General features: G+C 60.5%; 24 protein-coding genes. 12 read left to right on the forward strand and 12 right to left on the reverse strand.

What is annotated here, in order from left to right:
• Window positions 1-5 precede the first annotated feature (5 nt).
• From murJ to HMPREF2537_RS01320, 7 genes are all read left to right on the forward strand, one after another.
• Window positions 6-3,248, forward strand: coding sequence for a murein biosynthesis integral membrane protein MurJ (gene murJ / locus HMPREF2537_RS01290; protein ID WP_070524927.1), 3,243 nt, complete (start codon window positions 6-8; stop codon window positions 3,246-3,248).
• Window positions 3,249-3,468: 220 nt separating this feature from the next.
• Window positions 3,469-4,002: a YceI family protein gene (locus HMPREF2537_RS01295; protein WP_070524929.1), complete on the forward strand. Its 534-nt coding sequence runs from the start codon at window positions 3,469-3,471 to the stop codon at window positions 4,000-4,002.
• A gap of 160 nt (window positions 4,003-4,162) precedes the next feature.
• Window positions 4,163-6,673: an aminopeptidase N gene (gene pepN, locus HMPREF2537_RS01300; protein WP_070524931.1), complete on the forward strand. Its 2,511-nt coding sequence runs from the start codon at window positions 4,163-4,165 to the stop codon at window positions 6,671-6,673.
• Window positions 6,674-6,811: 138 nt separating this feature from the next.
• The gene (locus HMPREF2537_RS01305) at window positions 6,812-7,354 is read left to right on the forward strand and encodes a sigma-70 family RNA polymerase sigma factor (protein WP_010188059.1); all 543 of its coding nucleotides are present in this window, start codon (window positions 6,812-6,814) and stop codon (window positions 7,352-7,354) included.
• 54 nt (window positions 7,355-7,408) lie between these two features.
• Window positions 7,409-8,335, forward strand: coding sequence for a thioredoxin-disulfide reductase (trxB, locus tag HMPREF2537_RS01310; protein ID WP_010188061.1), 927 nt, complete (start codon window positions 7,409-7,411; stop codon window positions 8,333-8,335).
• A 7-nt stretch (window positions 8,336-8,342) separates the two neighbouring features.
• Window positions 8,343-8,666: a thioredoxin gene (gene trxA, locus HMPREF2537_RS01315; protein WP_070444541.1), complete on the forward strand. Its 324-nt coding sequence runs from the start codon at window positions 8,343-8,345 to the stop codon at window positions 8,664-8,666.
• Between the two features lie 65 nt (window positions 8,667-8,731).
• Window positions 8,732-9,916, forward strand: coding sequence for an N-acetylmuramoyl-L-alanine amidase (locus HMPREF2537_RS01320; RefSeq protein ID WP_070524933.1), 1,185 nt, complete (start codon window positions 8,732-8,734; stop codon window positions 9,914-9,916).
• A gap of 5 nt (window positions 9,917-9,921) precedes the next feature.
• On the opposite strand, the gene HMPREF2537_RS01325 is transcribed toward HMPREF2537_RS01320, so the two are convergent.
• From HMPREF2537_RS01325 to rpmH, 8 genes are read right to left on the reverse strand one after another with little or no spacing between them, the layout of a single operon-like run.
• Window positions 9,922-10,497 carry a hypothetical protein gene (locus tag HMPREF2537_RS01325; RefSeq protein ID WP_070524935.1) on the reverse strand — a complete coding sequence of 192 codons (576 nt, stop codon included), beginning with the start codon at window positions 10,495-10,497 and terminating at the stop codon, window positions 9,922-9,924.
• Between the two features lie 6 nt (window positions 10,498-10,503).
• Complete coding sequence (locus HMPREF2537_RS01330) at window positions 10,504-11,559, reverse strand: ParB/RepB/Spo0J family partition protein (protein WP_070524937.1); 1,056 nt, start codon at window positions 11,557-11,559, stop codon at window positions 10,504-10,506.
• A gap of 6 nt (window positions 11,560-11,565) precedes the next feature.
• Window positions 11,566-12,414, reverse strand: a complete 849-nt coding sequence (locus HMPREF2537_RS01335; RefSeq protein ID WP_070444533.1) for a ParA family protein — start codon at window positions 12,412-12,414, stop codon at window positions 11,566-11,568.
• Window positions 12,415-12,424: 10 nt separating this feature from the next.
• A complete protein-coding gene (gene rsmG, locus HMPREF2537_RS01340; RefSeq protein ID WP_070524939.1) occupies window positions 12,425-13,054 on the reverse strand; it encodes a 16S rRNA (guanine(527)-N(7))-methyltransferase RsmG in 630 nt (209 codons plus the stop codon).
• Between the two features lie 23 nt (window positions 13,055-13,077).
• The gene (gene yidC / locus HMPREF2537_RS01345; protein ID WP_070524940.1) at window positions 13,078-14,064 is read right to left on the reverse strand and encodes a membrane protein insertase YidC; all 987 of its coding nucleotides are present in this window, start codon (window positions 14,062-14,064) and stop codon (window positions 13,078-13,080) included.
• Window positions 14,065-14,073: 9 nt separating this feature from the next.
• Window positions 14,074-14,352 (reverse strand): membrane protein insertion efficiency factor YidD, encoded by a 279-nt coding sequence (gene yidD / locus HMPREF2537_RS01350; RefSeq protein ID WP_070444526.1) that lies wholly within the window; start codon window positions 14,350-14,352, stop codon window positions 14,074-14,076.
• A complete protein-coding gene (gene rnpA / locus HMPREF2537_RS01355) occupies window positions 14,340-14,708 on the reverse strand; it encodes a ribonuclease P protein component (RefSeq protein ID WP_070444524.1) in 369 nt (122 codons plus the stop codon). The genes yidD and rnpA overlap by 13 nt, the downstream gene beginning before the upstream one ends.
• A gap of 3 nt (window positions 14,709-14,711) precedes the next feature.
• The gene (rpmH, locus tag HMPREF2537_RS01360) at window positions 14,712-14,855 is read right to left on the reverse strand and encodes a 50S ribosomal protein L34 (RefSeq protein ID WP_003847033.1); all 144 of its coding nucleotides are present in this window, start codon (window positions 14,853-14,855) and stop codon (window positions 14,712-14,714) included.
• Between the two features lie 798 nt (window positions 14,856-15,653).
• Here rpmH and dnaA point away from each other — a divergent pair.
• The 5 genes from dnaA (at window position 15,654) to gyrB (ending at window position 22,940) form a co-directional block, all read left to right on the forward strand.
• Window positions 15,654-17,285, forward strand: a complete 1,632-nt coding sequence (gene dnaA, locus HMPREF2537_RS01365) for a chromosomal replication initiator protein DnaA (RefSeq protein WP_070444522.1) — start codon at window positions 15,654-15,656, stop codon at window positions 17,283-17,285.
• Window positions 17,286-17,863: 578 nt separating this feature from the next.
• The gene (gene dnaN, locus HMPREF2537_RS01370) at window positions 17,864-19,045 is read left to right on the forward strand and encodes a DNA polymerase III subunit beta (RefSeq protein WP_070524942.1); all 1,182 of its coding nucleotides are present in this window, start codon (window positions 17,864-17,866) and stop codon (window positions 19,043-19,045) included.
• 5 nt (window positions 19,046-19,050) lie between these two features.
• Window positions 19,051-20,229: a DNA replication/repair protein RecF gene (gene recF / locus HMPREF2537_RS01375; protein WP_010188101.1), complete on the forward strand. Its 1,179-nt coding sequence runs from the start codon at window positions 19,051-19,053 to the stop codon at window positions 20,227-20,229.
• Window positions 20,216-20,764, forward strand: coding sequence for a DciA family protein (locus tag HMPREF2537_RS01380; RefSeq protein ID WP_010188103.1), 549 nt, complete (start codon window positions 20,216-20,218; stop codon window positions 20,762-20,764). Before recF ends, HMPREF2537_RS01380 begins: the two co-directional genes overlap by 14 nt.
• 130 nt (window positions 20,765-20,894) lie before the next feature.
• Window positions 20,895-22,940, forward strand: a complete 2,046-nt coding sequence (gyrB, locus tag HMPREF2537_RS01385; RefSeq protein ID WP_070524944.1) for a DNA topoisomerase (ATP-hydrolyzing) subunit B — start codon at window positions 20,895-20,897, stop codon at window positions 22,938-22,940.
• 73 nt (window positions 22,941-23,013) lie between these two features.
• Here the strand turns inward: gyrB and HMPREF2537_RS01390 are convergent, their stop codons facing one another.
• From HMPREF2537_RS01390 to HMPREF2537_RS01405, 4 genes are read right to left on the reverse strand one after another with little or no spacing between them, the layout of a single operon-like run.
• On the reverse strand, window positions 23,014-23,460 hold the full coding sequence (locus tag HMPREF2537_RS01390) for a DUF6918 family protein (protein WP_070524946.1): 447 nt from the start codon (window positions 23,458-23,460) through the stop codon (window positions 23,014-23,016).
• A 10-nt stretch (window positions 23,461-23,470) separates the two neighbouring features.
• A complete protein-coding gene (locus HMPREF2537_RS01395; RefSeq protein WP_070524948.1) occupies window positions 23,471-23,917 on the reverse strand; it encodes a hypothetical protein in 447 nt (148 codons plus the stop codon).
• Between the two features lie 50 nt (window positions 23,918-23,967).
• Complete coding sequence (locus tag HMPREF2537_RS01400; protein WP_070524950.1) at window positions 23,968-24,228, reverse strand: cell filamentation protein Fic; 261 nt, start codon at window positions 24,226-24,228, stop codon at window positions 23,968-23,970.
• Window positions 24,225-24,446 (reverse strand): CopG family transcriptional regulator, encoded by a 222-nt coding sequence (locus HMPREF2537_RS01405; protein ID WP_070525256.1) that lies wholly within the window; start codon window positions 24,444-24,446, stop codon window positions 24,225-24,227. Before HMPREF2537_RS01405 ends, HMPREF2537_RS01400 begins: the two co-directional genes overlap by 4 nt.
• Window positions 24,447-24,510: the final 64 nt, after the last annotated feature.

The following is a 24,510-nucleotide window of genomic DNA, read 5'->3' on the forward strand; positions in this document are numbered from 1 at the left end:
TCTCTATGACACATGAACCTATGTCTGGTGCCCGTCGACGCATTGTCACGCCCTCGCCGCCGGCACCGGTCCCGGAAAAGCGCGCGCCGAGCGGCGTCGTTGCTGTCGACGACGAACTCGAGGACCGTTCGGGACTGAAGGGCAAGGCTGCCTCGGCCCCGAGTGAGTCCGCCGGCGAGAAGAACTCCGACGGCGCCGTCGTCCGCGCGACCGGCTCCATGGCTATCGCCACGTTGATTTCCCGTATCACGGGATTCATTCGCAACGTGCTCATCGGCTCTTCGCTTGGCCCGGCCATTTCCTCCGCCTTTACCACGGCGAACCAGCTGCCCAACCTCATCACGGAGATCGTGCTGGGTGCGGTGCTGACCTCCCTCGTGGTTCCAGTGCTGGTGCGCGCGGAAAAGGAGGATGCCGACCGCGGCGAAGACTTTGTCCGGCGCCTCTTCACACTGGCCTTCTCCCTGTTGGCCACGATCACGGTGCTTTCCTGTATTTTTGCCCCGCAGTTAACGCGCATGATGTTGCCAGAAGACGGCGAGGTCAATGCCGTGCAGGCAACCTCGTTTGCCTACTTGCTGCTGCCGCAGATCTTCTTCTACGGACTCTTCGCGCTCTTCCAAGCGGTGCTCAACACCAAGAATATCTTCGGGCCGGGCGCGTGGGCACCGGTGGTCAACAACATCATTTCGATTTCGGTGCTGGTGGCCTACCAGCTGGTGCCGGGCAGTCTGCATCCCGATGCGCCCTCGCCGATTACGGACAGGCACGTGCTGCTCCTTGCGCTGGGCACCACGGCGGGCGTGGTGGTGCAATGTCTCATCCTCTTCCCTTATCTTAAGAAGGCGGGCATTAACCTCAAGCCGCTCTGGGGCTTGGATGACCGCCTCAAGCAGTTCGGCGGCATGGCCATGGCAATCGTGGCCTATGTGGCGATTTCCCAGTTGGGTTACGTCATCACCTCCCGCGTGGCGGCGCATGCGGATAAAGGCGCGCCCTTTACCTACCAGCAGGCCTGGCTGCTTTTGCAGGTGCCCTATGGCGTCATCGGCGTTACCCTGCTGACGGCAATTATGCCGCGCCTGTCCCGCAACGCCGCGGACGGTGACGTCAAGGCCGTGGTCCGGGATCTCACGCTCGGCACAAAGCTGACGTTTATCGCCCTGATCCCGATCGTCATCTTTATGACGGGCTTCGGCATCCCGATCGCCCGCGGCCTCTTCCAGTACGGCGCCTTCGACGCCGACGCGGCCGAGCTGCTCGGCCTCACGTTGAGCTTCTCCGCCTTTACCCTCATCCCCTACGCCCTCGTGCTGCTGCACCTGCGCGTCTTCTACGCCCGTGAGGAAGCGTGGACGCCGACGTTTATTATCGCCGGCATCACGCTGACCAAGGTGGTGCTTTCCCTGCTGGCCCCGCACGTTGCGGACTCCCCGGAGCGCGTGGTCATCCTGCTGGGTACGGCCAACGGCTTCGGCTTCGTGGCCGGCGCGGTGATCGGCGGCTTCCTGCTTAAGCGCAAGCTGGGCAGCCTGGGCGGCCGGGCGGTTATCGCGACGACTATCTGGTCAGTGCTGGCCTCCCTCGTGGGCCTCCTCGTGGCCTTCGTCATCAACTACGCCATAAACCTGGTGCTGCCGGAAGAGCTACCGCCCTTCGTACACCTGCTGAAGCTAGCCGTCGTGGGCCTAGTGTTCGTGATCGTGACCGGCATCGTGCTCTCGCGTTCGGGCCTGCCGGAAGTCATCAACCTGGGCCGCCAGCTGCAGCGTATTCCGGGCATGTCCCGCTTCATCAAGATCGAGCATGCAGAGGCTATCGAGGTCGAAGCCCCGGAGCAGCTGGAGTTCCAGCCCATCTTCAGCGTGGATGCCTTCAACTCCTCGCCGGTGCCGCCGCCAATGTCTGCCGGTATCGTGCGCGGCCCGCGCCTGGTTCCGGGTGCCCCAGTCTCCGACGGTCGCTTCCGCCTCCTCAAGGACTATGGCTCCGCACCGGGTACCCGCTTCTGGAAGGCCCGCGAGCAAGCAACTGGACGCCTCGTATCTCTGACCTTCGTGGACACCACGGGCGAAGCTCCGATGGCACCGGCCACCCCGGCCGTGGCTGCCCGCCGCTCCGCGGAGGTATCCCGCTCCACGCGCCGCTTGGCGGAGATGGAGCTGGATGCCATGGCGAAGAACATCGATATCCTGTCCTACCGCCAGGGCTGCCTCGTCGTGGCGGATTGGGTGGAGGGCACGTCCCTGAAGACGGTCTCGGAGGATGAGGACCTCGATCCCCGCGCCGTCGCCCATGCCTTGGCACCGCTGGTGCGCACCACGGCCGCCGCCCACGCGGCAGGTCTCGTGCTGGGCATTGAAAACCGCAACCGCATCCGCATCTCCACCGAGGGCATTGCCACGCTGGCCTTCCCCGCGGTACTGCACAGCAACGATGAGGAAACTGACCGCTCAGCGTTGGCCTCCGCAATCTCGCTCCTGGTGGAGTCCACCAGCCCAACACCGGAGGTGCTGCAGGAGATCGCTACCGACGCTGAAGAGGGTGAGGACTCCGACCTCGAGGACATCGCCCACCGCTTGGCGGCCTTCGCCGGCGATGGCGAGGACGGCGAGGAAACCCTCCAGGTACCGGTGGAGGAGACCCCGCGCAAGGAGGACCCGAGCCCTGCACCGGGCTTCGGCGGCCGCGGTTACTCTGGCTCCGGCATCATCGTGCTCGGCGTACTCGCCACCCTCTTCGTCGTGGCGATGGCCGCACTCAGCGTGTGGATTCTCTCCCAGGTGGGTAATGAAAAGACTTCCCCAGTGGTGACGAAGAGCGAATCCACGACGGAAACGACCTTCCCCAACGTGCCGCCGGTGCTCTTCAAGGACGTAAAGACCACCTCCGTCCCAGAAGGCAAGGAGGTATCCGGCTCCTGGTCCACGAAGGAAGCAGACACCGGCCTCCTGCTCAGCATTGACAAGCCCACGCAACTTCACGCGCTTCCGCTGCAACAGAGCAAGTCCACCGGCGCGAAGTATGAGGTTTATGGCGTCAATACCAAGGACTTCGATCCCACGAACCCTAAAGCCGCGACGCTGACCGAGCTCGCACACGGCACCCTGACGAGCGCACGCCAAGACATCGAGCTCAAGGAGAAGTCGGTGGCTTTCGACGGCGCCCTGATCATCTTCACCGACATGCCCAAGTCCGGTTCTGTCACTCTGAAGGAGGCCACACTGGTGGGCATCCCCACCAACTAACGCACTGCCTCACACACATCCCCAGACCTGAAACCCGAAACTACCTGGGCTCGCTGACTCAGACGTGCAACGCGCTTGACGACGCCCACCCAGGTTTCGGGTTGCAGGTCTGGGGCTTTATTGTTCTTGCGATTTCCTCCCTTGACAGATAAGAGAAGGAGCGTATAATTATTGTTGTCACGTCAACAACCTAGAGAAACCTAGAAGAAACGAGGAAACCATGACTATCACCGCAGGAACCTACGCACTGGACGCAGCACACACCACTATTGGCTTCGTCGCACGCCACGCCATGATCACCAAGGTGCGCGGCAACTTCAACGAGTTCGAAGGCACCCTAACCGTAGGGGAGAACATTGCTGACTCCGCCGCCACCGCCACGGTGAAGACCACATCCATCGATACCAAGAATGCTGACCGCGATGCTCACGTGAAGGGCGAGGACTTCTTCGACGTTGAGAAGTTCCCAGAGATGACCTTCACCGCGACCAAGTTCGACGTTAACGAGGCAGGCGAGGGCACTGTCACCGGTGACCTCACCATCAAGGGCACCACCAAGTCCGTCGACTTCAAGGTTGAAGAGACCGGCGTAGCTGAGGATCCCTTCGGCAACACCCGCCTGGGCTTTGAGGCTAAGACCTCCATTAACCGCCTCGACTTCGGTATCGACTTCAACGCTCCGCTGAAGACCGGCGGCGTGCTGGTCTCCGAGGAGATCAAGATCGAGCTCGAGGTTTCTGCCATCAAGCAGTAAGCCCAAAAGCGCGACACCTCTCCGTAGGAAGTAGTTCTTAGTTGTTGCCCGTAGTGCCCATTTCGGTACTGCGGGCAACAGTTTTGTTGCGGAGTTGTTTGAAACAACTTTGAGTGACCGGCATGTGATACGCACCGCAGCGACGTTTAAGATGTAGCGCATGACTACCGCAAACCTCACCCATGCAGAAGCTTCCGCCCGCAGCGCCGCGCTGCGCCTGAGCACCTACGAGCTGCACCTCGACGTCACGAGCGCCCCAACCGACGCCGATTCTTACGAGGCCACCTCACGCATTACGTTCACCACCACCGAGCCCGAGACCTTCGTGGATTACTTGGGCAAGGCCGTGCACGCAGTGCGCATCAACGGCGAGGAGGTGGAGAACACCTTCGACGGCGGACGCGTCTACCTGCGGGATCTTCCAGTGGGAGAGGAGCTCACCGTGGAGATCACCGGCTCCTCCTATTACTCCCGCACCGGCCAGGGCCTGCACCGCATGCACGACCAAGCCGATGACACCACGTACCTCTACTCGCACCTCGAGCCTTCTGATGCCCGCCGCATCTTCCCCTGCTTTGATCAGCCGGACCTCAAGGCAAGCTACGAGGTGCACCTCACCGGCCCGCAGGGCTGGCAGCTCCTCAGCAATCAGCCGGAGGTCGGCCGCGAGAAGACTGAGGGTGGGGAAGTAGCGCACTTTGCACCGACCCCGCTGCTGTCAACGTACTTGACGGCGTTTGCGGCTGGGCCGTACGTCGAGAAGCACAGCACCTGGACCGCACCCGATGGATCCTTAAGCGTAGAACTACGCGCCTTTGCCCGCGCCTCCATGGCGGAGTATCTGGATGATGAGATCCTGCAGGTCACCGCGCAAGGCATGGACTTCTTCCACAGCAACTACGGCTATCCCTACCCGTGGGGCAAGTATGATTCCATCTTCGTGCCGGAGTACAACCTGGGTGCCATGGAGAACCCCGGCCTGGTGACCTTTACGGAGCATTACCTCTTCCGTTCCGCCGCCACCCGCGCGCAGCATGCCGGCCGCACGAATACGATCCTGCACGAGATGTCACACATGTGGTTCGGTGATCTGGTCACCCCACAGTGGTGGGATGACCTGTGGCTCAAGGAGTCCTTCGCGGAGTTCATGGGCGCGGATTCCTCGGTGCACGCCACCAAGTACACCGAGGCCTGGGTCAACTTCGCTGGTCAGCGCAAGAACTGGGCCTACCTGCAAGATCAGCTGCCCACCACGCACCCGATCAAGGCCGAGATCCCGGACGTGGACGCCGCGCGCCAGAACTTCGACGGCATTACCTACGCCAAGGGTGCTGCGGTGCTCAAGCAGCTGGTGCACTACGTGGGCCGCGAGAACTTCTACGCCGGCGCGCGCGACTACTTCCAGGAGCACGCCTTTGCTGCCGCCACCTTCGACGACCTGCTCAAGGCGTTGAAGAAGCACACCGACCGCGACCTAGACGCCTGGTCCACAGCCTGGCTGCGCACGTGGGGCCCGGACACGCTCACCCCGGAGCTGCACACGGACGGCGATAAGATTCACGAGCTCGCCATCGCGGTGGAGGCCGAGGACACCACGCGCCCGCACCGCCTCAACGTGGCGTTCTTCGATGACTCCCTGAACAAGTACGCCACCCTCGACGTCGATCTGGAAGGCGAGCGCACCATCCTCGATGAGGCATCGGGGCTTCAGGCACCGGCGTTGCTGCTGCTAAACGACGGCGACCACACCTACGCCAAGGTCCGCTTCGACGAGACTTCCCTGGTGACCATCCGCACGCGCCTGTCTGAAGTCCCGGATGAGCTTTCCCGCGCGGTTATCTGGACCTCCCTGTGGAATCTCACCCGCGATGGCGAGTGGCCGGTGCGCTCCTACCTGGACACCGTGCTCAACCACGCCCCGGCGGAGTCCAACCCGACGCTTCTGACCACGGCCTTCGCCAACGCCGCCTATGCCATCAACCACTTTGTGGGCGAGGAGGCTCGCGAGGAGATTCGCGCCGACTACGCCGAGCGCCTGTGGGAGGTGCTGCAGCAAGCACCGGCAGGCTCCGACGCACAGCTCACCTTCGCCCGCGCCACCATTCAGGCACTCGCGGCCACGCCGGAGGAATCCGGCACGCAACGCCTGCGCGCGCTTTACGACGGCTCCCTCGACGGCCTCGCCCTCGACCCGGACATCCGCTGGGCCATCCTCCGCGCGCTGGCCGCCCGCGATGCCGTCAGCACCGAAGAGCTAGAGACAGAGAAGGAGCGCGATAACACGCTTACCGGTGCCGCCGCCTACCTGGGGGCCTCCCACGCCTTCCCGTCGGCAGAGCTCAAGCGAGAGGTCTTCGACCTCGTGCGCACGCCGGGCAAGTACTCCAACGCCGAGGTGGATTCCCTGCTCGCGGCGTTTAACGCCCCGCGCTCGGCCCACCTCACCGAGGCCTTCGCCCAGGAGTATTTCGATTCTCTGGCGAAGCTCTGGGAGGAGCACCCCATCGAGATTGCCAACCGCCTCGTGCGCGGGCTCTACCCGGATCTCGCGATGGCGGATACCGCTACCAGCGAGTTCCTGGCCACCGAGCGTCCGCGTGCACTTCGCCGCGTGCTGCTGGAATGCCAGGATGCGCTGCGTCGTGCACGCCGCGTGCGTGCCGCGCAATAAGCGCTTCGCGTAGCGGATAGCAGAATCTTCCCGTAAACTCGCAGACACATTAACGGGGGGACAATCACAAACCAACAGCTTCGGCTGGGGACTGTGTTGACCCACTTGTCATTGCTCAAGTTTCCGGGGGGATTCTTAGTGTCAGCACAGCCGACCGATCGTGAACTCGTCGACGCCTTCATTGGCGGAGATACCAAGGCCTTTTCGGCAATCGTCGAAAAGCACCGCGCGCGCCTGACCGCCATGGCGCGGCGCTATACGCGCAACGATGATGATGCGCAGGACATTGTCCAGGAGGCACTGCTCAAGGCCAGCTGCAACATGGCCTCTTACCGGCACGATGCCACGCTGAGCACATGGCTGCACCGCCTGGTGATGAACTCCGGCTATGACTTCCTCAATCATCGCTCTAACCGGGAGAACGCCTCCCTCGATGCGGAGATCATTGAGGATGACCGCAACTATGCGCTCGCGCACAACCCCAGCGAAAACCTGGCGGAACGCATCACGGTGGCTCAAGCGATGGAAACCCTGCGCCAAGACCAGCGCGAGGCGCTCTACCTCACCGATGTTGCAGGTTATCCCATCGATACGGTGGCTAAGGTGCAAGGCGTGGCACCTGGCACGGTGAAGTCACGGCGCGCTCGAGCTCGGCAAGTGTTGCGTGCGGCGATAGACTGAGGGCGAGTAGAATCTGAGTCTTACTTAAAAAGTATCGTTACAAGGGAGTTTTTAGTGACTATCCACGATGTCGCCATCGTCGGCTCCGGCCCTGCCGGCTATACCGCAGCGCTCTACGCAGCACGCGCCGAACTCAATCCCATCGTCTTCGAGGGCTTTGAATACGGTGGCGAACTCATGAACACCACCGAGGTGGAGAACTACCCGGGCTTCCAGAAGGGAATCATGGGCCCTGAGCTCATGGAAGAGATGCGTGCCCAGGCCATCCGCTTCGGTGCCGACCTGCGCATGGAAGTTGTAGATTCCGTCGAGCTCGAAGGCGAGGTGAAGAAACTGCATGTGGGCGACGAGGTTTATGAAGCCCGTGCTGTCATCCTCGCTACCGGTGCCGCTCCGCGCTACCTGGGTATTCCGGGCGAATCGGAGCTAACTGGCCGCGGCGTGTCCGCGTGTGCCACCTGCGATGGCTTCTTCTTCAAGGACCACAACATTGCCGTCGTCGGCGGCGGCGATTCCGCCATGGAGGAGGCCACCTTCCTCACCAAGTTCGCCGAGACCGTCACCATTATTCACCGCTCGGAGAACTTCCGCGCCTCCAAGATCATGCTGGAACGCGCCAAGGAGAACCCAAAAATCAAGTGGCTGACCAACACCACCGTCGAGCGCGTTTTGGAAAAGGACGGCAAGGTCGGTGCTCTCGAGGTCAAGAACGTGCTGACCGGTGAGACCAGCGAGCTGGACCTAACCGCCATGTTCGTGGCCATTGGCCACGATCCGCGCTCTGGCTTCCTAAACGGCCAGGTAGAGACCGATGAGGCTGGCTACGTGGTGGTGGAGCAGCCCTCCACCAAGACCTCGCTGCCAGGTGTCTTTGCCTGTGGTGACTTGGTGGATGACCACTACCAGCAGGCCATCACCGCTGCGGGCTCCGGCTGCCGCGCGGCCATTGATGCGGAACATTTCCTCGCTGAGAACCGTTAGTAATCACATGAGCAACATTAAAAACGTCACTACTGATTCCTTCCGCGCTGACGTCGTAGAGGCAGGCAAGCCAGTCGTCGTGGACTTCTGGGCCGAATGGTGTGGTCCGTGTAAGAAGCTGTCCCCGATCCTTGAGGAGGTCGCCGAAGAACTCGGTGAGGACGTCTCCGTAGTCAAGGTCAACGTGGATGAAGAACGCACTTTGGGTGCCATGTTCCAGATCATGTCCATCCCATCTGTGCTGATTTTCAAGGACGGCGAGAAGGTCGATGAGTTCGTTGGCTTGCGTTCCAAGGCCGACATCGTGGCGCAGGTAAAGAAACAGCTCTAACTGGTATTCTTTAACTCGTTGTTGGCGCACTGTAGTGCGCCTCCTTGATCACGAAAGGGGTAGGTGTGAACCGCGTTTTACGTGTAGGTGACCAGAGCGTTCGGGTCGCCGAAGCACGCGCAACCCTTGCCCGCCTCGGCCTGATGACTGACTACCAGGGGACCTTGTCCGACTGGAGGAAGCAGAAGTACTCCGAAGCCGATAAGCACTTTGACGCCGAGCTAGCGGAGGTTCTTAAGGCCTTCCAGCAATCGCGTGGCATCGTGCCCAGCGGCGATATCGATGACCTCACTCTGCGCGAGCTGCGCCAGGCTTCCTACACGCTGGGCGCTCGCGTTCTGGCCTATGAGCCAGGCAACGTGCAGGTGGGCGATGATGTTTCCCAGCTGCAGCAACAACTCCAGGAGCTCGGCTTCTACCAGGAACGCATCGACGGCCATTTTGGCGCCCGCACCTATGCGGCGCTGGCGGAGTACCAGTTGAACTCTGGGCTGCGCAGTGACGGAATTTGTGGCCCGGAGACCATCAACGCGTTGAACCTTTTGGGTCGGCGCATCACCGGCGGCTCAGCGCACAACATCCAGGAACGTGAGCGCGTCCGCAATGCGGGGCCCCAATTGGCCGGCAAGCGCGTTGTCATCGATCCCAGCTTGGGCGGTTTCAACAAGGGCCGTACGGTCAAGGGCCGCTTTGGTGACATCACTGAGGAAGAGATCCTCTGGGATTTGGCTGAGCGAGTTGCTGGCCGCATGATTGCCGCCGGCATGGAGACCATCATCTCCCGCCCGCGTACCGATGATCCCTCCATCCACGATCGCGCCGATATTGCCAATGCCTTTGGTGCTGACTTGGTCATTTCGCTCGCCTGCGACGAGTACCCCACAGAGAAGGCCAATGGTGTGGCCACCTTCTACTTCGGTTCGGAGTCCGGCAATTCTTCCCTCATCGGGGAAACGCTCTCCGGCTTCATCCAGCGTGAGATTGTTGCCCGTACCGAACTGGGTAACTGCCGCAACCACGGCCGCACGTGGGCGCTGCTACGTCTGACGCAAATGCCGGTCGTCCAAGTGGTTCTGGGGTACCTGACCAGCCCGAAGGACGTGGCTATTCTGACCAACCCGGATCGCCGCGATGACATCGCCGAGGCCATCGTTGTCTCCGTCAAACGCCTGTACCTCCTCGACGATGACACCGCCGTGACCGGCACCTACCGCTTCGACGAGCTGCTGCGCGCCGAGCGCTCTTCTTAACAGGCCTAGGCTAGGGCACGGGCGAGGAGGTCTTCGACTGCAGCGGCCGTCAGCAGGTCGAAGGCAGGGGGCAGCTCAAGGCGCAAGCGCGGCGTAATGGGGTGATCGCGCACCACCATGAACCCGGCGGATTCCAACGTTTCCACAGGTAAAAGGCCGATGCGGCCGGGTTTGTCCCGCAGAAGATCTTCTGCGGCTTGGGCATCTCGGTAGCCAAAAGCTTCGACGGCGCTGGCTTCGCGGGAGGTGAGGTGCATAATGGTGGCGTCGAGAAGCACCGCCTCCAGGCCCTTCGCCGCACGGTGCGACTTCACGAACAGCGAGGACACGAGCACAGCATCCTCCGAGACAGGAGAGGTGGGCAGTTTCGCGGCACCGGGGGCAAGGTCAGGTGGGCAGAAGAAGACGGTAGCTTCATCGCTCACGGTGAAGCCGCATTCGCCGCAGCGCAGCAGAGTAGCGCTGATCCATGCTTCTTTCTCAAAGGCCGGATCAGCGACCGTGGTCTTCAGCTCCCAGAAGATGGATCGGGCCGCCAAGGGATTGATGGCAATGCCTTCCTTGACGGCCTGAACGAACATAGTGGGCTAGCTACTTTCCTTGCCCTCAATGAGGGCCAGAATGCGCTCGAAATCTTCCTGGTCGCCGAATTCGACGACCATCTTGCCCTTGCGCTTGCCCATGGTGACGGTGACCTTGGTGTCGAAGCGATCTGCCAGACGTTCAGCGGAATCGGTGAAGAACTGCGGCTGTGGAGCGGCAGGCTTCTTCGTTGGCTCGGCCGGCTTACCATCCCGCTTGTATAGGGTGACAGCTTCCTCCGTGGCGCGCACAGACAGGCCCTCGGCCACAATGCGGTTGGCAATGAGCTCCATGGCCTCAGCATCCGGCAGGCCCAGCAGCGCGCGGGCGTGGCCGCCAGACAAGGTGCCAGCGGCAACGCGCTTCTGCACACTGACCGGCAGCTTGAGCAAGCGAATCATGTTGGTGACCTGAGGGCGGGAGCGGCCGATGCGATCAGCCAACTCGTTCTGGGTTACACCAAATTCCTCCAGCAGCTGCTGGTAGGCGTGAGCCTCTTCCAATGGGTTGAGCTGCACGCGGTGGATGTTCTCCAGCAGGGCATCCCGCAGCAGATCATCATCCTTGGTATCGCGCACGATAGCTGGGATGGTGGCCAGGCCTGCCTTGGAGGAGGCGCGCCAGCGGCGCTCACCCATGATGAGTTCGAAGCCGCCCTCCTCAGCAGGGCGGACCACGACCGGCTGCAGCAGCCCGAATTCCTTGATGGAGTGGACCAGCTCCGCTAGCTCATCCTCATCGAAGACAGTACGCGGCTGCTTCGGGTTGGGCATGATGTCCCCGACGGAGATCTCGCGGTACGTCGCACCAATCACCGAAGGCTTGGCCTGCCGCTTCTTCGAGCCAGAAGACTGCTGGATGGTGGGCGCACCCTGCACCTTTTTCGGCGCAGATCCGTGAGCCCCGCCGGTCGAAGCGCCAAGGATAATGTCAGCCGCCGAATCCCCAAGGCGCGGCTTGCGGGAGGGCGCACCCGGGCCAGACGGAATGAGAGCGGCCAGTCCCTTGCCAAGGCCGCCCTGGCGCTGCTCCGGCTTCTGCTCTGCCTTCTTATCTGCCACGGTGTCCTATCCTTCCAATTCCGCGAAAATCTCTGGGCTCACGCCAATGGCACCCGTGGTGGGGTGCGGCGTGTAGTCTCCGCGCTTGTCCAGCTCGCGTGCAGCGGCGGAGTAGGCGCGGGCGCCCGTCGACGACGGGTCATAAGCAATAACTGTCTTACCATAGCCCGGCGCCTCCGAAACGCGCACAGAACGCGGGATGACGTTGCCCAAGACGACGGCGCCGAATTGCTCACGCACCTCATTAGCCACCTGCTCTGCCAGCTTGGTGCGGGCGTCAAACATGGTGAGCAGCACACCGGAGATGTGAAGGTCCTCGTTGAGGTGCTCCCGGATCATGGAGATATTGCCCAGCAGCTGGCCCACGCCCTCCAAGGCGTAGTACTCACACTGGATGGGAATAATAACTTCTTCTGCACACGTCATCGCATTGATGGTGAGCAAGCCTAGGGAAGGTGGGCAGTCGATAAAAACGTACTCAAAGCCATGCTCCTCGAGGAAGCCATTGTGCAGGGCGTCATAGAGGCGGAACTCGCGGCGGACCAGAGAGACCATTTCAATCTCTGCGCCAGCGAGGTCGATGGTGGCCGGGATGCAGTAGAGGTTCTCATCATCGGGGGAGTGCTGCATCGCATCCTCCGCGCTGCAGTCACCCAACAAAACCTCATAGCTGGATTTGGTGCCGGAGGTGTGCTCCGCGCCTACCGCGGTGGAGGCGTTGCCCTGCGGGTCCAAGTCGATCACCAGGACCTTCTTGCCGGCCTCAGCAAGCGCGGCGGCAAGGTTGACGGCGGAGGTGGTTTTACCCACGCCACCTTTCTGGTTCGCGATGGTGATAAGACGAGGATGAGTCATGCCGTCTACTTTAGTTCACGCGCGGGACACGGATAATCGTGGTGCCGTGGATGGTCATGACCTCGGCTTTTCCGCCACCGGCGCGCTTGATATCAGCAGCATCGCGCTCTAGCTCCTCATGCACTGAGGAACCCTTGAGAGCAATCATCTCGCCGCCTTTGCGCACCAGCGGCAGGGACCACTTGGCCAGCTTTCCCAGCGGGGCCACCGCGCGGGAAGTCACGATGTCGGCACCCTTAACGGCCTTCTTCACTGGACCTTCCTCGGCGCGGCCGCGAATGACGGTGACGTTATCGAGGCCCAGTAGGTCGACGACCTCGTTGAGGTAGGTCGAGCGTTTGAGCAACGGTTCGATGAGGGTGATCTTCAGATCAGGGCGCGCGATCGCGAGCGGGATGCCGGGCAGGCCGGCGCCACTGCCGACGTCGATAAGCGTGGCGCCCTGCGGCATGACTTCGGCGACCACGGCGCAGTTGATGAGATGGCGCTCCCAGAGGCGCGGGACCTCGCGGGGGCCTATAAAACCACGGGTGGACCCGTCCGTAGCCAGCGAATCGTGGTATTTCTGCGCGAGCGGCAGACGCGATCCGAAGACGTCAGACGGGTCCAGTGGCACAGTGTCGGACACAGATTCAGTCACTGTGAAAACTCCTGGGTTAAGTTCTAGTTGTTCTTGCGGCGCTGCTTCTTGGAGCGATTGTCCTTCTTGCGTGCGCCCGGCTTCGGAGCAGAGGTGCGCTTGAGCTCAGCCTTAGCGGCTGCCTCCTCTTCTTCCTCGCGGTCCATCTTGGCGTAGACGATGCGGGTCTGGAAGAAGGTCCACACGGTGTTGGCCAACATGTAGAAGAGAAGGCCGATGGGCCAGATGAAACCGGAGAACACCAGCATTGCCGGCATAAACCACAGCATCATCTTGTTCATCATGGCCATCTGCTGTTGCATCATCTCCGCATTCTGGCCCTGCGGGGTAGCGGTCTTGCCGGCGGCGCGGCGAGCCTCCTGACGGTTCAGCGTCATGCGGGCGTTGAAGTGCGTGAGCGTCGCAATGATGGCGATGAGCGGCACGATGATGACGGCCGCCTGCGCGGTGGTGGTTTCCTTAATGATCTCCAGACCAGAGTCCAGGCGTAGGTTGGCCACCAGCGGCACACCGAAGATCTTGGCATCGACGAACTCCTTCACCAGCGCGGGTTCGAAGATGTAGTTGGCGATGGAGGCGTTCATTTCCTCCGACATGGCGTCACCCGCCGGGTGGCCAATGCCACCGGCGACAGCAACAGTGCGGTCGAAGGAGCGCAGCACGTGGAACAGACCAATGAACATCGGGATCTGCGCGAACATAGGCAAGCAGCCCGCCACCGGGCGCACGCCAGATTCCTTGTAGATGCGCTGCATCTCCTGCGCCGCCTTGGTCTGGTCATTGGCGTACTTGGTGCGCAGTTCCTGGATTTGCGGCTGGATCTCCTGCATCTTGCGGGAGGAGCGCAGCTGCGTGATGGTCGGCTTGACCATGATGGCCTTAAGCGTCCACGTCAGAAGAACGATGGCAATGATCCAGGTTCCGCCCCATGCGGAATCAAGAACGAAGCTCAAGAGCCAATGCCAGAACCACAAGACGGCTGAAATTGGCCAATAGATGAAATTAAGCACGAGAGTTGTTTACCTCAGTTGTTGTTTGGTCGGTACCGGATCAAACCCGCCCGGGTGCCAGGGACCGCACTTGCATAACCTGGCAAGCGCCATGCCCGTCCCCTTGAAGGCTCCATGGATGGAAATGGCTTCGAGGGCATAGGCACTGCACGTCGGTTCAAAACGACAGGTGGAGACCATCTTAAGGCCTGACAAGTGCTTTTGGTAGAAGCGCACCCCGTGAACTAGGACTCTTCCGAAGCCGCGGGCTTCGGGAATCTCCTCACCTTGGGAGTTCAGATATCCCATGTGCGTAGCGCTTTGCGGATATCACGCTCAAGGCGCTCACTGGTGGCATCACCGCTGGCGGGCAAGGCGCGGATAACGATGTCAACGTTGGCGGGCAGCATTGTCCCTTTGACACCATCGCGCATGAGGGACATGCACACATGACGAAGCCGTCGGGAGGTGCGGTGGCGAACCACGGCATTCCCGACGGCCTTCGACACGATGAGACCGAACCGCGGCCCAGTGGCCGCGATGGCGTCTTCACCGTCATTAAAGCGCAAATGCACGACGACAGTGCGCGTGCCCGCCCGGCGCCCGCCCTTGATGGTCCTCCGAAATTGCCTCGGGGACGTGAGCTTGTGCTGGGCTGGAAGCATGAATTAAGCGGTGAGCTTAGCGCGACCCTTCTTGCGACGAGCGGCGACGATGGCGCGGCCGGCGCGGGTGCTCATGCGGGTACGGAAGCCGTGCTTGCGAGCGCGACGACGGTTGTTCGGCTGGAAGGTACGCTTACCCTTTGCCACGATTAACTCCTTGAAGTTGTTGGTGGATGGCACAGCCTCGCGCCACTGATGGCGGTGGGCTTAAACATCCACTAATGAATGGTGTACGTGGGGATGAGGCTTCGCACTTTAAGCGCCGTGAGGCGTGGCGAGGCATTCCCACATGCAACATGTGCACCATGCACTGTTGCGATAGACCATCACAGGTTACGTGACAGATAGTGCGCGAAACAAATCGACACACTGGGTGTCCCCGAAATTACAAGGATGTTTTTATCCGCAGCTAGGACGCCACTTTTTGCCCACATGCAGCGCGGCTAGCGCCCCCTCCCGCTGTCCGCCCACCGCGCTAGGCGCCACCGTGTCGAGCGCGCATAAAAGCGCGTTAGACAGCGCCCCTATAACGCGGTACAACTGAGGAATCGAATTCCACAGTCACCCACAGGATGTGGATAACTCTCAATCATAACTTGAGACTTTTGCTGTTTACGCAGGTAAACTGCATTAAGGAGCCAATTCATAGTTATCCACAGTCATAAGATAGGCTGTGGATAAACCACCTATCCACACCTGTGGATAACTTTGTGGAAACCGAGGTTACGCGCTAAAACATCGTGTGGAATCTCCGGTGGAAATCACAAACTTCTTGTGATTTCTCGTTCCGTATCTCTTTCTTATCCATCCGTCCATCCCCGATTCTCACCCAGAGTCACGCAGTAAATATTTGGTTCTCAAGGCCACTTCTTCCCAGAATCAAATAGGTGTGGCCGCCTCTTCGGCAGCACCGCGTGAACTCTAACTACACAGAAGGTAGGCGTTGTGTCCGATCCGCAAGCAGCCCTCCGGGCCAGCTGGAAAGCTGTGGTCAGTGATTTGCTGGCTCAGTCCGAGCAACCAAGCTCGGATGTCCCTAACTTCTCCCATAGCCAGCGCCTCAACCTCCAACTCGTCGAGCCCATCATGATCGGTGATGGCTACGCGTTGATCGCCGCGCCACACGAAAACGCCAAAACTGTCATCGAAACTGAACTAGGGGAATACATCACCCGCGCTCTATCGCAGCACATGGGTCGCCCCTGTTCTTTGGCCGTGACCATTGCGGCACCCCCGCAGCCGGCACCACAGGAAGAGCCTCCAGCACCCGCACCTCAACGCCCTATCCAAACCGAGGCTCCCGAGCACGGCATGGGGCACCAGGCTCAGGCTTTCCAGCAGCCCACGCCGCCCGCTCCAACCTCCCAGCCAGAAACACCAAGCCACCATCAGCCGCGCTCATGGGAGACTGCGCATTCCCCAGCCAGCCTCGATGAATTGGCGCAACACTACAGCGAGCAACAAAGCACCGCACCCAGTGGCTACCCCGAAGCAGCCGGGGCACGGATCCCGCGGGAGGAGCCAGCGCACAACCCGAACCGAGAAAAGTCTCTCAATCCGAAGCACACCTTTGAGAACTTCGTCATCGGTTCCTCCAACCGCTTTGCTAACGGCGCCGCCGTGGCCGTCGCGGAAAACCCCGCGCGCGCCTATAACCCACTCTTTATTTGGGGCGGTTCCGGCCTCGGCAAAACGCACCTGCTGCACGCAGCCGGCAACTACGCCCAGGTCCTGCACCCGGGACTGCGCGTGAAATACGTGTCCTCGGAGGAATTCACCAACGACTACATCAACTCCCTGCGTGATGACCGCCAGGAATCCTTCAAGCGCCGCTACCGCAACCTGGACATCCTCATGGTCGATGACATCCAGTTCCTAGAAGGCAAAGAGTCCACCCAGGAGGAGTTCTTCCACACCTTCAATGCGCTGCACCAGGCCAACAAACAGATCATTTTGTCCTCCGACCGTCCACCGAAGCAGCTGACCACACTGGAAGATCGCCTCCGCACGCGCTTCGAGGGCGGATTGATTACGGATATTCAGCCGCCAGACCTAGAGACGCGCATCGCTATCCTCATGAAGAAGGCCTCCGCGGACGGCACAGACGTCGATCGCTCGGTTCTGGAGCTCATCGCCTCTCGCTTTGAATCTTCGATCCGCGAGCTCGAAGGTGCGCTCATCCGCGTTTCTGCCTATTCCTCTCTGGTCAATGAGCCGATCAGTTTGGAGATGGCGGAGATTGCTCTGCACGATCTGGCCCCGGATTCTGCAGATCGCCAAATCACCGCGGCAGCCATCATCGAGGTGACCGCGGATTACTTCAACATCGACGTGGATACCTTGCGCGGTTCTGGTAAGAAACGCGCCGTGGCTCACGCCCGTCAGCTAGCGATGTATCTGTGTCGCGAACTCACTGAGCTCTCCCTGCCAAAGATTGGTGACCAGTTCGGCGGCAAGGACCACACCACCGTCATCTATGCGGACCGCAAAATCCGTAAGGAGATGACTGAGAACCGGAATACCTACGACGAGATCCAGGCGCTGACCCAGCGCGTGAAGAACCACAACCAGCGTTAGCACCACGCAACGCTTGGCGACGCCCCTCCCACCTTCCCCGCAGCAACCTCCCCCGCGGGTGTGGGCAGGGGCGTCTTTGCGATCCGCCAAAAAGTTATCCACACCGTTATTCACAGCTGTGTAATTCCATTGTTGTAATTTGTAGATCCTTGTCACATTTTCTTCTTCCACAGCAGATCAGAGGGCACATCGCCCTTGTGGTTAACCCTGTGATCAGCAGGGATAGATCTGGGGATGGATTGTGGATAACTTTGACCCCGACCCAGTTACTCACATTTCTTGTCATTTGATCACAGTGATCCCACATGCTGACTCACAGATTGGTTCGCGGCTCAGAGCTTGGCTTTTAGCGGGTTGTCCACAGATCCCACAGCGCTTATTACTACTCCTATTTTGTTTTCTCCCTAACTAAGAAGAAAAAGGATGTGTGTGATTCGTCGGCGCCCTGCTCGGCCGCACGCCTGAATCGCAAAGCAGAGAAGGTGAATGACAAAATCCTGTGCTTCGGCACCGATCCTGTAAGTTGGAGTGAGCTTGCAAGAATCTTCCATCCGCAACTAGAGGAGCGTCTCACCATCATGGAGCAGTCCGTGTCATTTCGCGTTGCCAAAGATGACCTCGCCAACGCCGTAGCGTGGGTCGCGCGCAGCCTTCCCTCGAAGGTCACCCAACCGGTACTGCGCGCCATGCTGATCACCGCGGATGACAATGGTTTGGAATTCACCGGCTTCGACTACGAAGTCTCCACCCGCGTGCGTATCGCTGGCATGGTGGATGAGCCGGGACGCATCGCCGTGGCCGGTAAGTTGCTCTCTGACATCGTTGCTTCCTTGCCCAACAAGGAAATCGAGATGACGCAGGAAGACAACAAGGTTTTGTTGATCTGTGGTTCCTCCCGTTTCGAGCTGCCGCTCATTCCGCTGGATGATTACCCCCAGCTCCCTGTCCTGCCGGAGGTCACCGGCACCATTAACCCGCAGCTCTTCGTGGAGGCCATCAGCCAGGTCGTTGCGGCCGCCGGCAAGGATGACACCCTGCCGATGCTCACCGGTGTGCACATCGACATCAATGGTTCCCACGTGGAAATGACGGCGACGGACCGTTTCCGCCTGGCCATGCGCACCTTCGAGTGGGAGCCGGTATCTCCTGATGTCCAGGCCAAGCTCCTTGTCCCGGCCAAGACTCTGCAGGAGACCGGCCGCTCCCTGGACACGCACCTCAACATCCCGGTTGAAATCGCCGTGGGCACGGGTGAGAACATCGCTGCAGAAGGCCTGTTTGGCCTGCATGCGGATAACCGCGAGACCACGACACGTATGCTGGACGCCGATTTCCCTAACGTTGCTCCCTTGCTGCCCAAGACCCACAGCGCCATGGCCAGCATTGAGGTTGCTCCGCTCCAGGAAGCCATTCGCCGCGTCTCGCTGTTGACGGATCGCAACGCTCAGATCCGCATGGAATTCAGCGAAGGTGAGGTGACCTTGGCGGCCGGTGCGGACTCTGGTCGCGCAAGTGAGACCTTGCCGTGCGCTTTCAACGGCCGTGAGGATTTTGTCATTGCCTTCAACCCGTCCTACCTCAAGGATGGTTTGGCAGTGGTTCACACAGATCGCGTGGTCTTCGGCTTCACCGAACCTTCGCGCCCGGCAATCATGATTCCGGAACCGGAAGAGCTGCCGGCAGCCAACGAAGACGGCTCTTTCCCCACCCCGGAGACTGATTTCACCTACCTCTTGATGCCGGTGCGCTTGCCAGGCTAGGCCATATGTATATTCGCGATCTCGATGTCAGGGACTTCCGCTCCTGGCCCGAGCTCACCCTCAGGCTGAAACCGGGAATTACCTTGTTTGTCGGCCGCAACGGTTTCGGCAAGACCAACATTGTCGAGGCCATCGGGTATACCGCGCATCTATCCTCACACCGTGTTGCCCACGATGCCCCCCTTGTGCGCCAGGGCGCGCACAATGCTCGTATCTCCGCCACCGCGGTGAACCAGGGCAGAGAGCTCACTGCGCACCTACTGATCAAACCCCACGCGGCCAACCAGGCGCAGATCAACCGCACGCGCCTGAAATCCCCGCGTGAGCTCCTTGGCGTGGTGAAAACTGTGTTGTTTTCCCCGGAGGATTTGTCCCTCGTGCGCGGTGAACCGGCAGCGCGCCGCCAGTATCTGGATGACATCATTGCCTCACGCACGCCGCGTTTGGCTGGTGTGAAGGCTGATTATGACAAGGTGCTCAAGCAGCGGAATGCGTTGTTGAAATCGGCGTCGCCAAGCTTGCGTCGCGGCTACAGCGACAGTGATGGTGCCTCGGCGCTGGCGACTCTCGACGTGTGGGATACGCAGCTGTCTTCCCTCGGTGCGCAGGTGATTCAGGCACGCCTTGCGCTTGTCGACGAACTCCGCGAGCTCATCCCCGCCGCCTATGCCGGGCTCGCCCCGGAATCGCGTCCGGCCGCCATTGACTACAAGTCCACCGTGGACATCTCAGACCGCGAGGTCATCGAGGCCATGATGCTCACCGAGCTGGCCACGAAGCGCCAACGAGAGATCGAACGCGGCATCTCACTCGTCGGACCGCACCGCGACGATCTGGTGCTTAACCTTGGCACGAGCCCCGCCAAGGGCTTTGCTAGCCACGGCGAGACCTGGTCGTATGCCATCTCTCTGCGGCTGGCGGAGTTCAACCTGCTGCGCCAAGACGGCACTGATCCGATCCTCATCCTCGATGATGTTTTCGCTGAGCTGGATGCCAAGCGCCGCGAGAAACTCGTCCGCCTCGCGGCGGGCGCGGAACAGGTGCTGATCACTGCGGCGGTGGATGAGGATTTGCCCGGAAACTTGCAGCCCATCGAACGTTTTACGGTCACGGTCCGGGATACCGACGAAGGCCGGATTTCTGAGATCGCTCCGTATACAGCGGGCGGTGATGAAGATGACTGAGCAGGACTTCGATCCGGTCAAGGCGCTCTTCGAGCGCACACGAAGCAACTCCAAGAATCCGCCGAAGCTCAATAAACCGGCGCCCAAAATGAACGTGGCCCCGACATCTTCCGAGAAGCAGCCAAAGCCCTATCAGCGTGGTAGGCCGAGCGGTCCTGATGGCCGTCGCAGACGCCGCAGCCTCGAGATCCCTAGCCTCGGCGCACAGATCCAACGAGAGATTGGCAAACGCGGCTGGGAACACGAATTAGCTCATGGTTGGGTCATGGGCAATTGGGAAAACCTCGTCGGCGAGCGCATCGCCGCGCACACGCAACCGCTCACCATCAAGGAGCAGGTTGTCTACGTGGCGTGTGATTCTTCTAGCTGGGCCACCGAGCTGCGTTACTTGCAGCGGCCCATTTTGCAGAAGATTGCTGATCGCCTCGGCCCGGACGTGGTGGTTAAGCTGCACATTCAGGGCCCCAAGCAGCACCGCAACTATGAGGGCCGCCAATGGGTCAAGCCGCAAGGTTCGCAAGATACGTACGGCTGATTTTGGGCGACCGCGAAATTCACGCAAATTTGGGTCTCTCACGGGCGTGCAGTGCCCTTGCGTGGGGGGACACAGTGTAGAATGGCTAAAGTCTTAGATTTAGCTCTAGCCAAAAGGAGAACACGAATCCGTGGCTGAACAACACGCATATGATGCGGGGTCAATCACAATTCTGGAGGGCCTCGAGGCTGTCCGTAAGCGCCCCGGTATGTACATCGGCTCCACCGGTGCCCGTGGCCTGCACCACCTGATTTGGGAGATCGTTGATAACTCCGTCGATGAGGCGATGGCAGGTTATGCCGACAAGGTCATCGTCACCCTCCGCGAGGATGGCGGCATTGAGGTCATCGATAACGGTCGTGGTATCCCGGTGGAAATGCACGCCTCCGGTGTTCCCACCGTCCAGGTGGTCATGACCCAGCTGCACGCTGGCGGTAAGTTCGACTCAGAATCTTATGCCGTTTCCGGCGGCCTCCACGGCGTGGGTATCTCCGTGGTCAATGCTTTGTCCACCCGTGTGGAGGCGGATATCAAGCGCGACGGCAAGCACTGGTACCAGAACTTCAACAACGCCATCCCGGATGAACTCGTTGAAGGCGATAATGCTCGCGGTACCGGAACCACCATCCGCTTCTGGCCGGACCCGGAGATCTTCGAGACCGTCGAATTTAATTACGACACGATCGCTCGCCGCCTGCAGGAGATGGCCTTCCTGAACAAGGGCCTGACCATCGTGCTGCGCGATGAGCGCGCCATCTCCAAGGAACAGGCCGAACTGGAGGAGATCGCCGAAGCCGGCGACTCCGCCGTGAGCCTGAGCTCCCTCGATGAGAAGGAAAAGTCTGAAAAGGACGGCGAAGGTAGCGAGGAGAAGACTTCCAAGAAGAAGGAAGTCACCTACCACTACCCAAACGGTCTGCAGGATTATGTTGAGCACCTCAACAAGAACAAGACCGCCATCCACCCCACCATCGTTGCTTTCGACGTTAAGGGTGAGGACCATGAGGTGGAAATCGCGCTGCAGTGGAACCAGGGCTACAAGCAGTCCGTCCACACCTTCGCCAACACCATTAACACTCATGAAGGCGGCACGCACGAGGAAGGCTTCCGCGCGGCGCTGACCTCCCTGATGAACCGCTACGCCAAGGAGCACAAGCTCCTCAAGGAAAAGGATGGCAATCTTTCCGGCGAAGACTGCCGCGAAGGCCTGGCCGCCGTCATTTCCGTCAAGGTTGGGGATCCGCAGTTCGAAGGCCAGACTAAGACGAAGCTGGGTAACTCGGAGATTCGAGGATTTGTCCAGCGCTCCGTTAATGAGCACCTCAACGATTGGTTCGATGCCAACCCGGCTGAGGCCAAGGTCATCATCAATAAGGCCGTGTCCTCCGCGCACGCCCGAGTGGCTGCGCGAAAGGCTCGCGAGTTGGTACGCCGCAAGTCCGCCGGTGACCTCGGTGGCCTTCCGGGTAAGTTGGCGGATTGCCGTTCCAAGGACTCGAAGCGCACTGAGCTTTATATCGTGGAGGGTGACTCCGCAGGTGGTTCCGCCAAGGGCGGCCGCGATTCCATGTTCCAGGCCATCCTGCCGCTGCGCGGCAAGATCCTCAACGTGGAAAAGGCCCGCATGGACAAGGTTTTGAAGAACGCTGAGGTCCAGGCCATCATTACTGCCTTGGGCACGGGCATCCACGAAGAATTCGATATTTCCAAGCTGCGCTACGACAAGATCGTGCTTATGGCCGACGCCGACGTTGACGGCCAGCACATCGCCACGCTTCTGTTGACTCTGCTCTTCCGTTTCATGCCGCAGTTGGTGGAGGATGGCCACGTCTTCCTGGCTAACCCGCCGCTGTACAAGCTGAAGTGGGGCAAGGGCCAGCCGGGCTACGCCTTCTCTGATGCGGAGCGCGACGAGCAGCTCGCCGAGGGCTTGGAGCAGGGACGCAAGATCAATAAGGATGACGGCATCCAGCGCTACAAGGGTCTGGGTGAGATGAACGCCGCTGAGCTGTGGGAGACCACCCTGGATCCGACCACCCGCGTGCTTCGCCGCGTGGATCTGGAGGATGCGCAGCGCGCCGATGAGCTCTTCTCCATCCTCATGGGTGATGATGTGTCTGCTCGTCGCTCCTTCATTACCCGCCGTGCGAAGGACGTGCGCTTCCTTGACGTCTAAGCGCTAGGTAAAACCCGCAAAAGCCAGCACCTCAACTGAGGTGCTGGCTTTTTTCGTCGTCAAGCGCGCGCTCTTAGACAGTGCCCATGTGGCGCTGCAGAACACGGCCGATGATCGCCACGTTGGGCTCCAAGATGGAGGAGGCCTTGCCGCGAAGTGACTTGTAGGTGCGAGCGATACCAGGGGCCTTAACGTCCTCAGCGGCTTTGTCCGCAGTGTTCATGATGACCTCTGTAACCTCAGCGCTGCGTCCGTCCAGGTAAGTGCCGAAATCAGACTGCTCAGAGCCTTCGAATTCCTTCCAGTAGGAATCCAGGCTGTTGAGCAACTCCGGAAGCATGTGGTTGATTCCCTTGGACAAGACCTTAGAATCTGCCTTCTTGGCGGCGCCTAAAGCGCCTTTGAAGGCCATTCCGGAAATGCCGGAGAGCGAAGAGACGGTGTCATCGGCGGCCGTGGCCAAGTCCGCCACTACGGCGTTGCGGGTAGGGGATTGGAGAAGCTGGGTGAGGTTTGTCATACAGGCGAGCTTACTGTGCCGGTGCGGTGGAGCCTGCCTTGAGCGCGGCGAGCTGGTCAGCAATCTCCGGGAAGCCGTTGGTGCGGGCCAGGCGCTCGAGGTCGAAGTCGAGGCCACCTTCGTAGAGGCGGCTGTTCTCAGAAGAACCGGAGGAGCCGGCCATCCCGATCTGGGCGGCAAACTCGTCTACCTGGGCGCGCAGTGCCGGGACGTTATCCACCACTAGTTTGAGCAGTGCCGCTGCGGCGGCGATGCTACCGCCGATGATGAGCGTCATGTCGATCGGGGTGGAGCCGGTGAGGGAGGAGCCGGCTTCGCCCTGCTCGAAGTCGGGGTTGAGGTTGTTCTGCCAGTCATTGTCGGCGGTCTTAGCGCTCGCAGCTGGCGTTGCGGCGGTGGCGAGGGTGGTAGCCACGACACCGGCGGCGAGGAACTTCTTCAAAGACTTCGAGGGCATAGGGGGATTCCTTCCTACAAGGGAATAGAGACTTCTTTATCATGTTTAACTTACATAACTTCTGCAACAGAAAGATAGACCTCGGCGCAAAATCGCGCGAATTCTTCATTCTTTCCGCTGAGCGCGGGGACTGCGCGTAAGATCTTTTCTAGTGATTCAGCCGCCGCCGTGCGGCTGCCATGGACGGCAATTCCCTCGACGGTGGCCGTACTCGCGGCCGCTGCAGCGGCCAAGGCGGCAAAATCGGTAACCCGCACCCGATGGGCCTGGCAGAACTCCCGCGCTATGAGGAGCAATTGCTCTATGTTCACTGACTCCCACCCCGGGCTTGGCGGATCTCTGCCTCCAATTCCGCACGCCCAGGCAGCAGCCGGCGCGCGGTGTCCTGCACGGCAGCATCCGAGAGGGTTCGTGCGGCCGCCGCAACTACGGCTCGCACCACCGCTTCGTGTTTGGAGGTGCCTTGCGCGGAAGCCAACAAGGTCAGCGCATGGTCTTGTTCTGGGGTCAGGCGCAGTGTCATAGCCATAGCGCGAATGGTATCACTGTGATACCACTGCTGTGCCACAAACGGCTTTATACGGCCCTGAACG

Origin of the sequence: Corynebacterium sp. HMSC074E01 (assembly GCF_001808885.1) — a bacterium.
In the GTDB taxonomy this organism is placed as follows: Bacteria; Actinomycetota; Actinomycetes; order Mycobacteriales; family Mycobacteriaceae; genus Corynebacterium.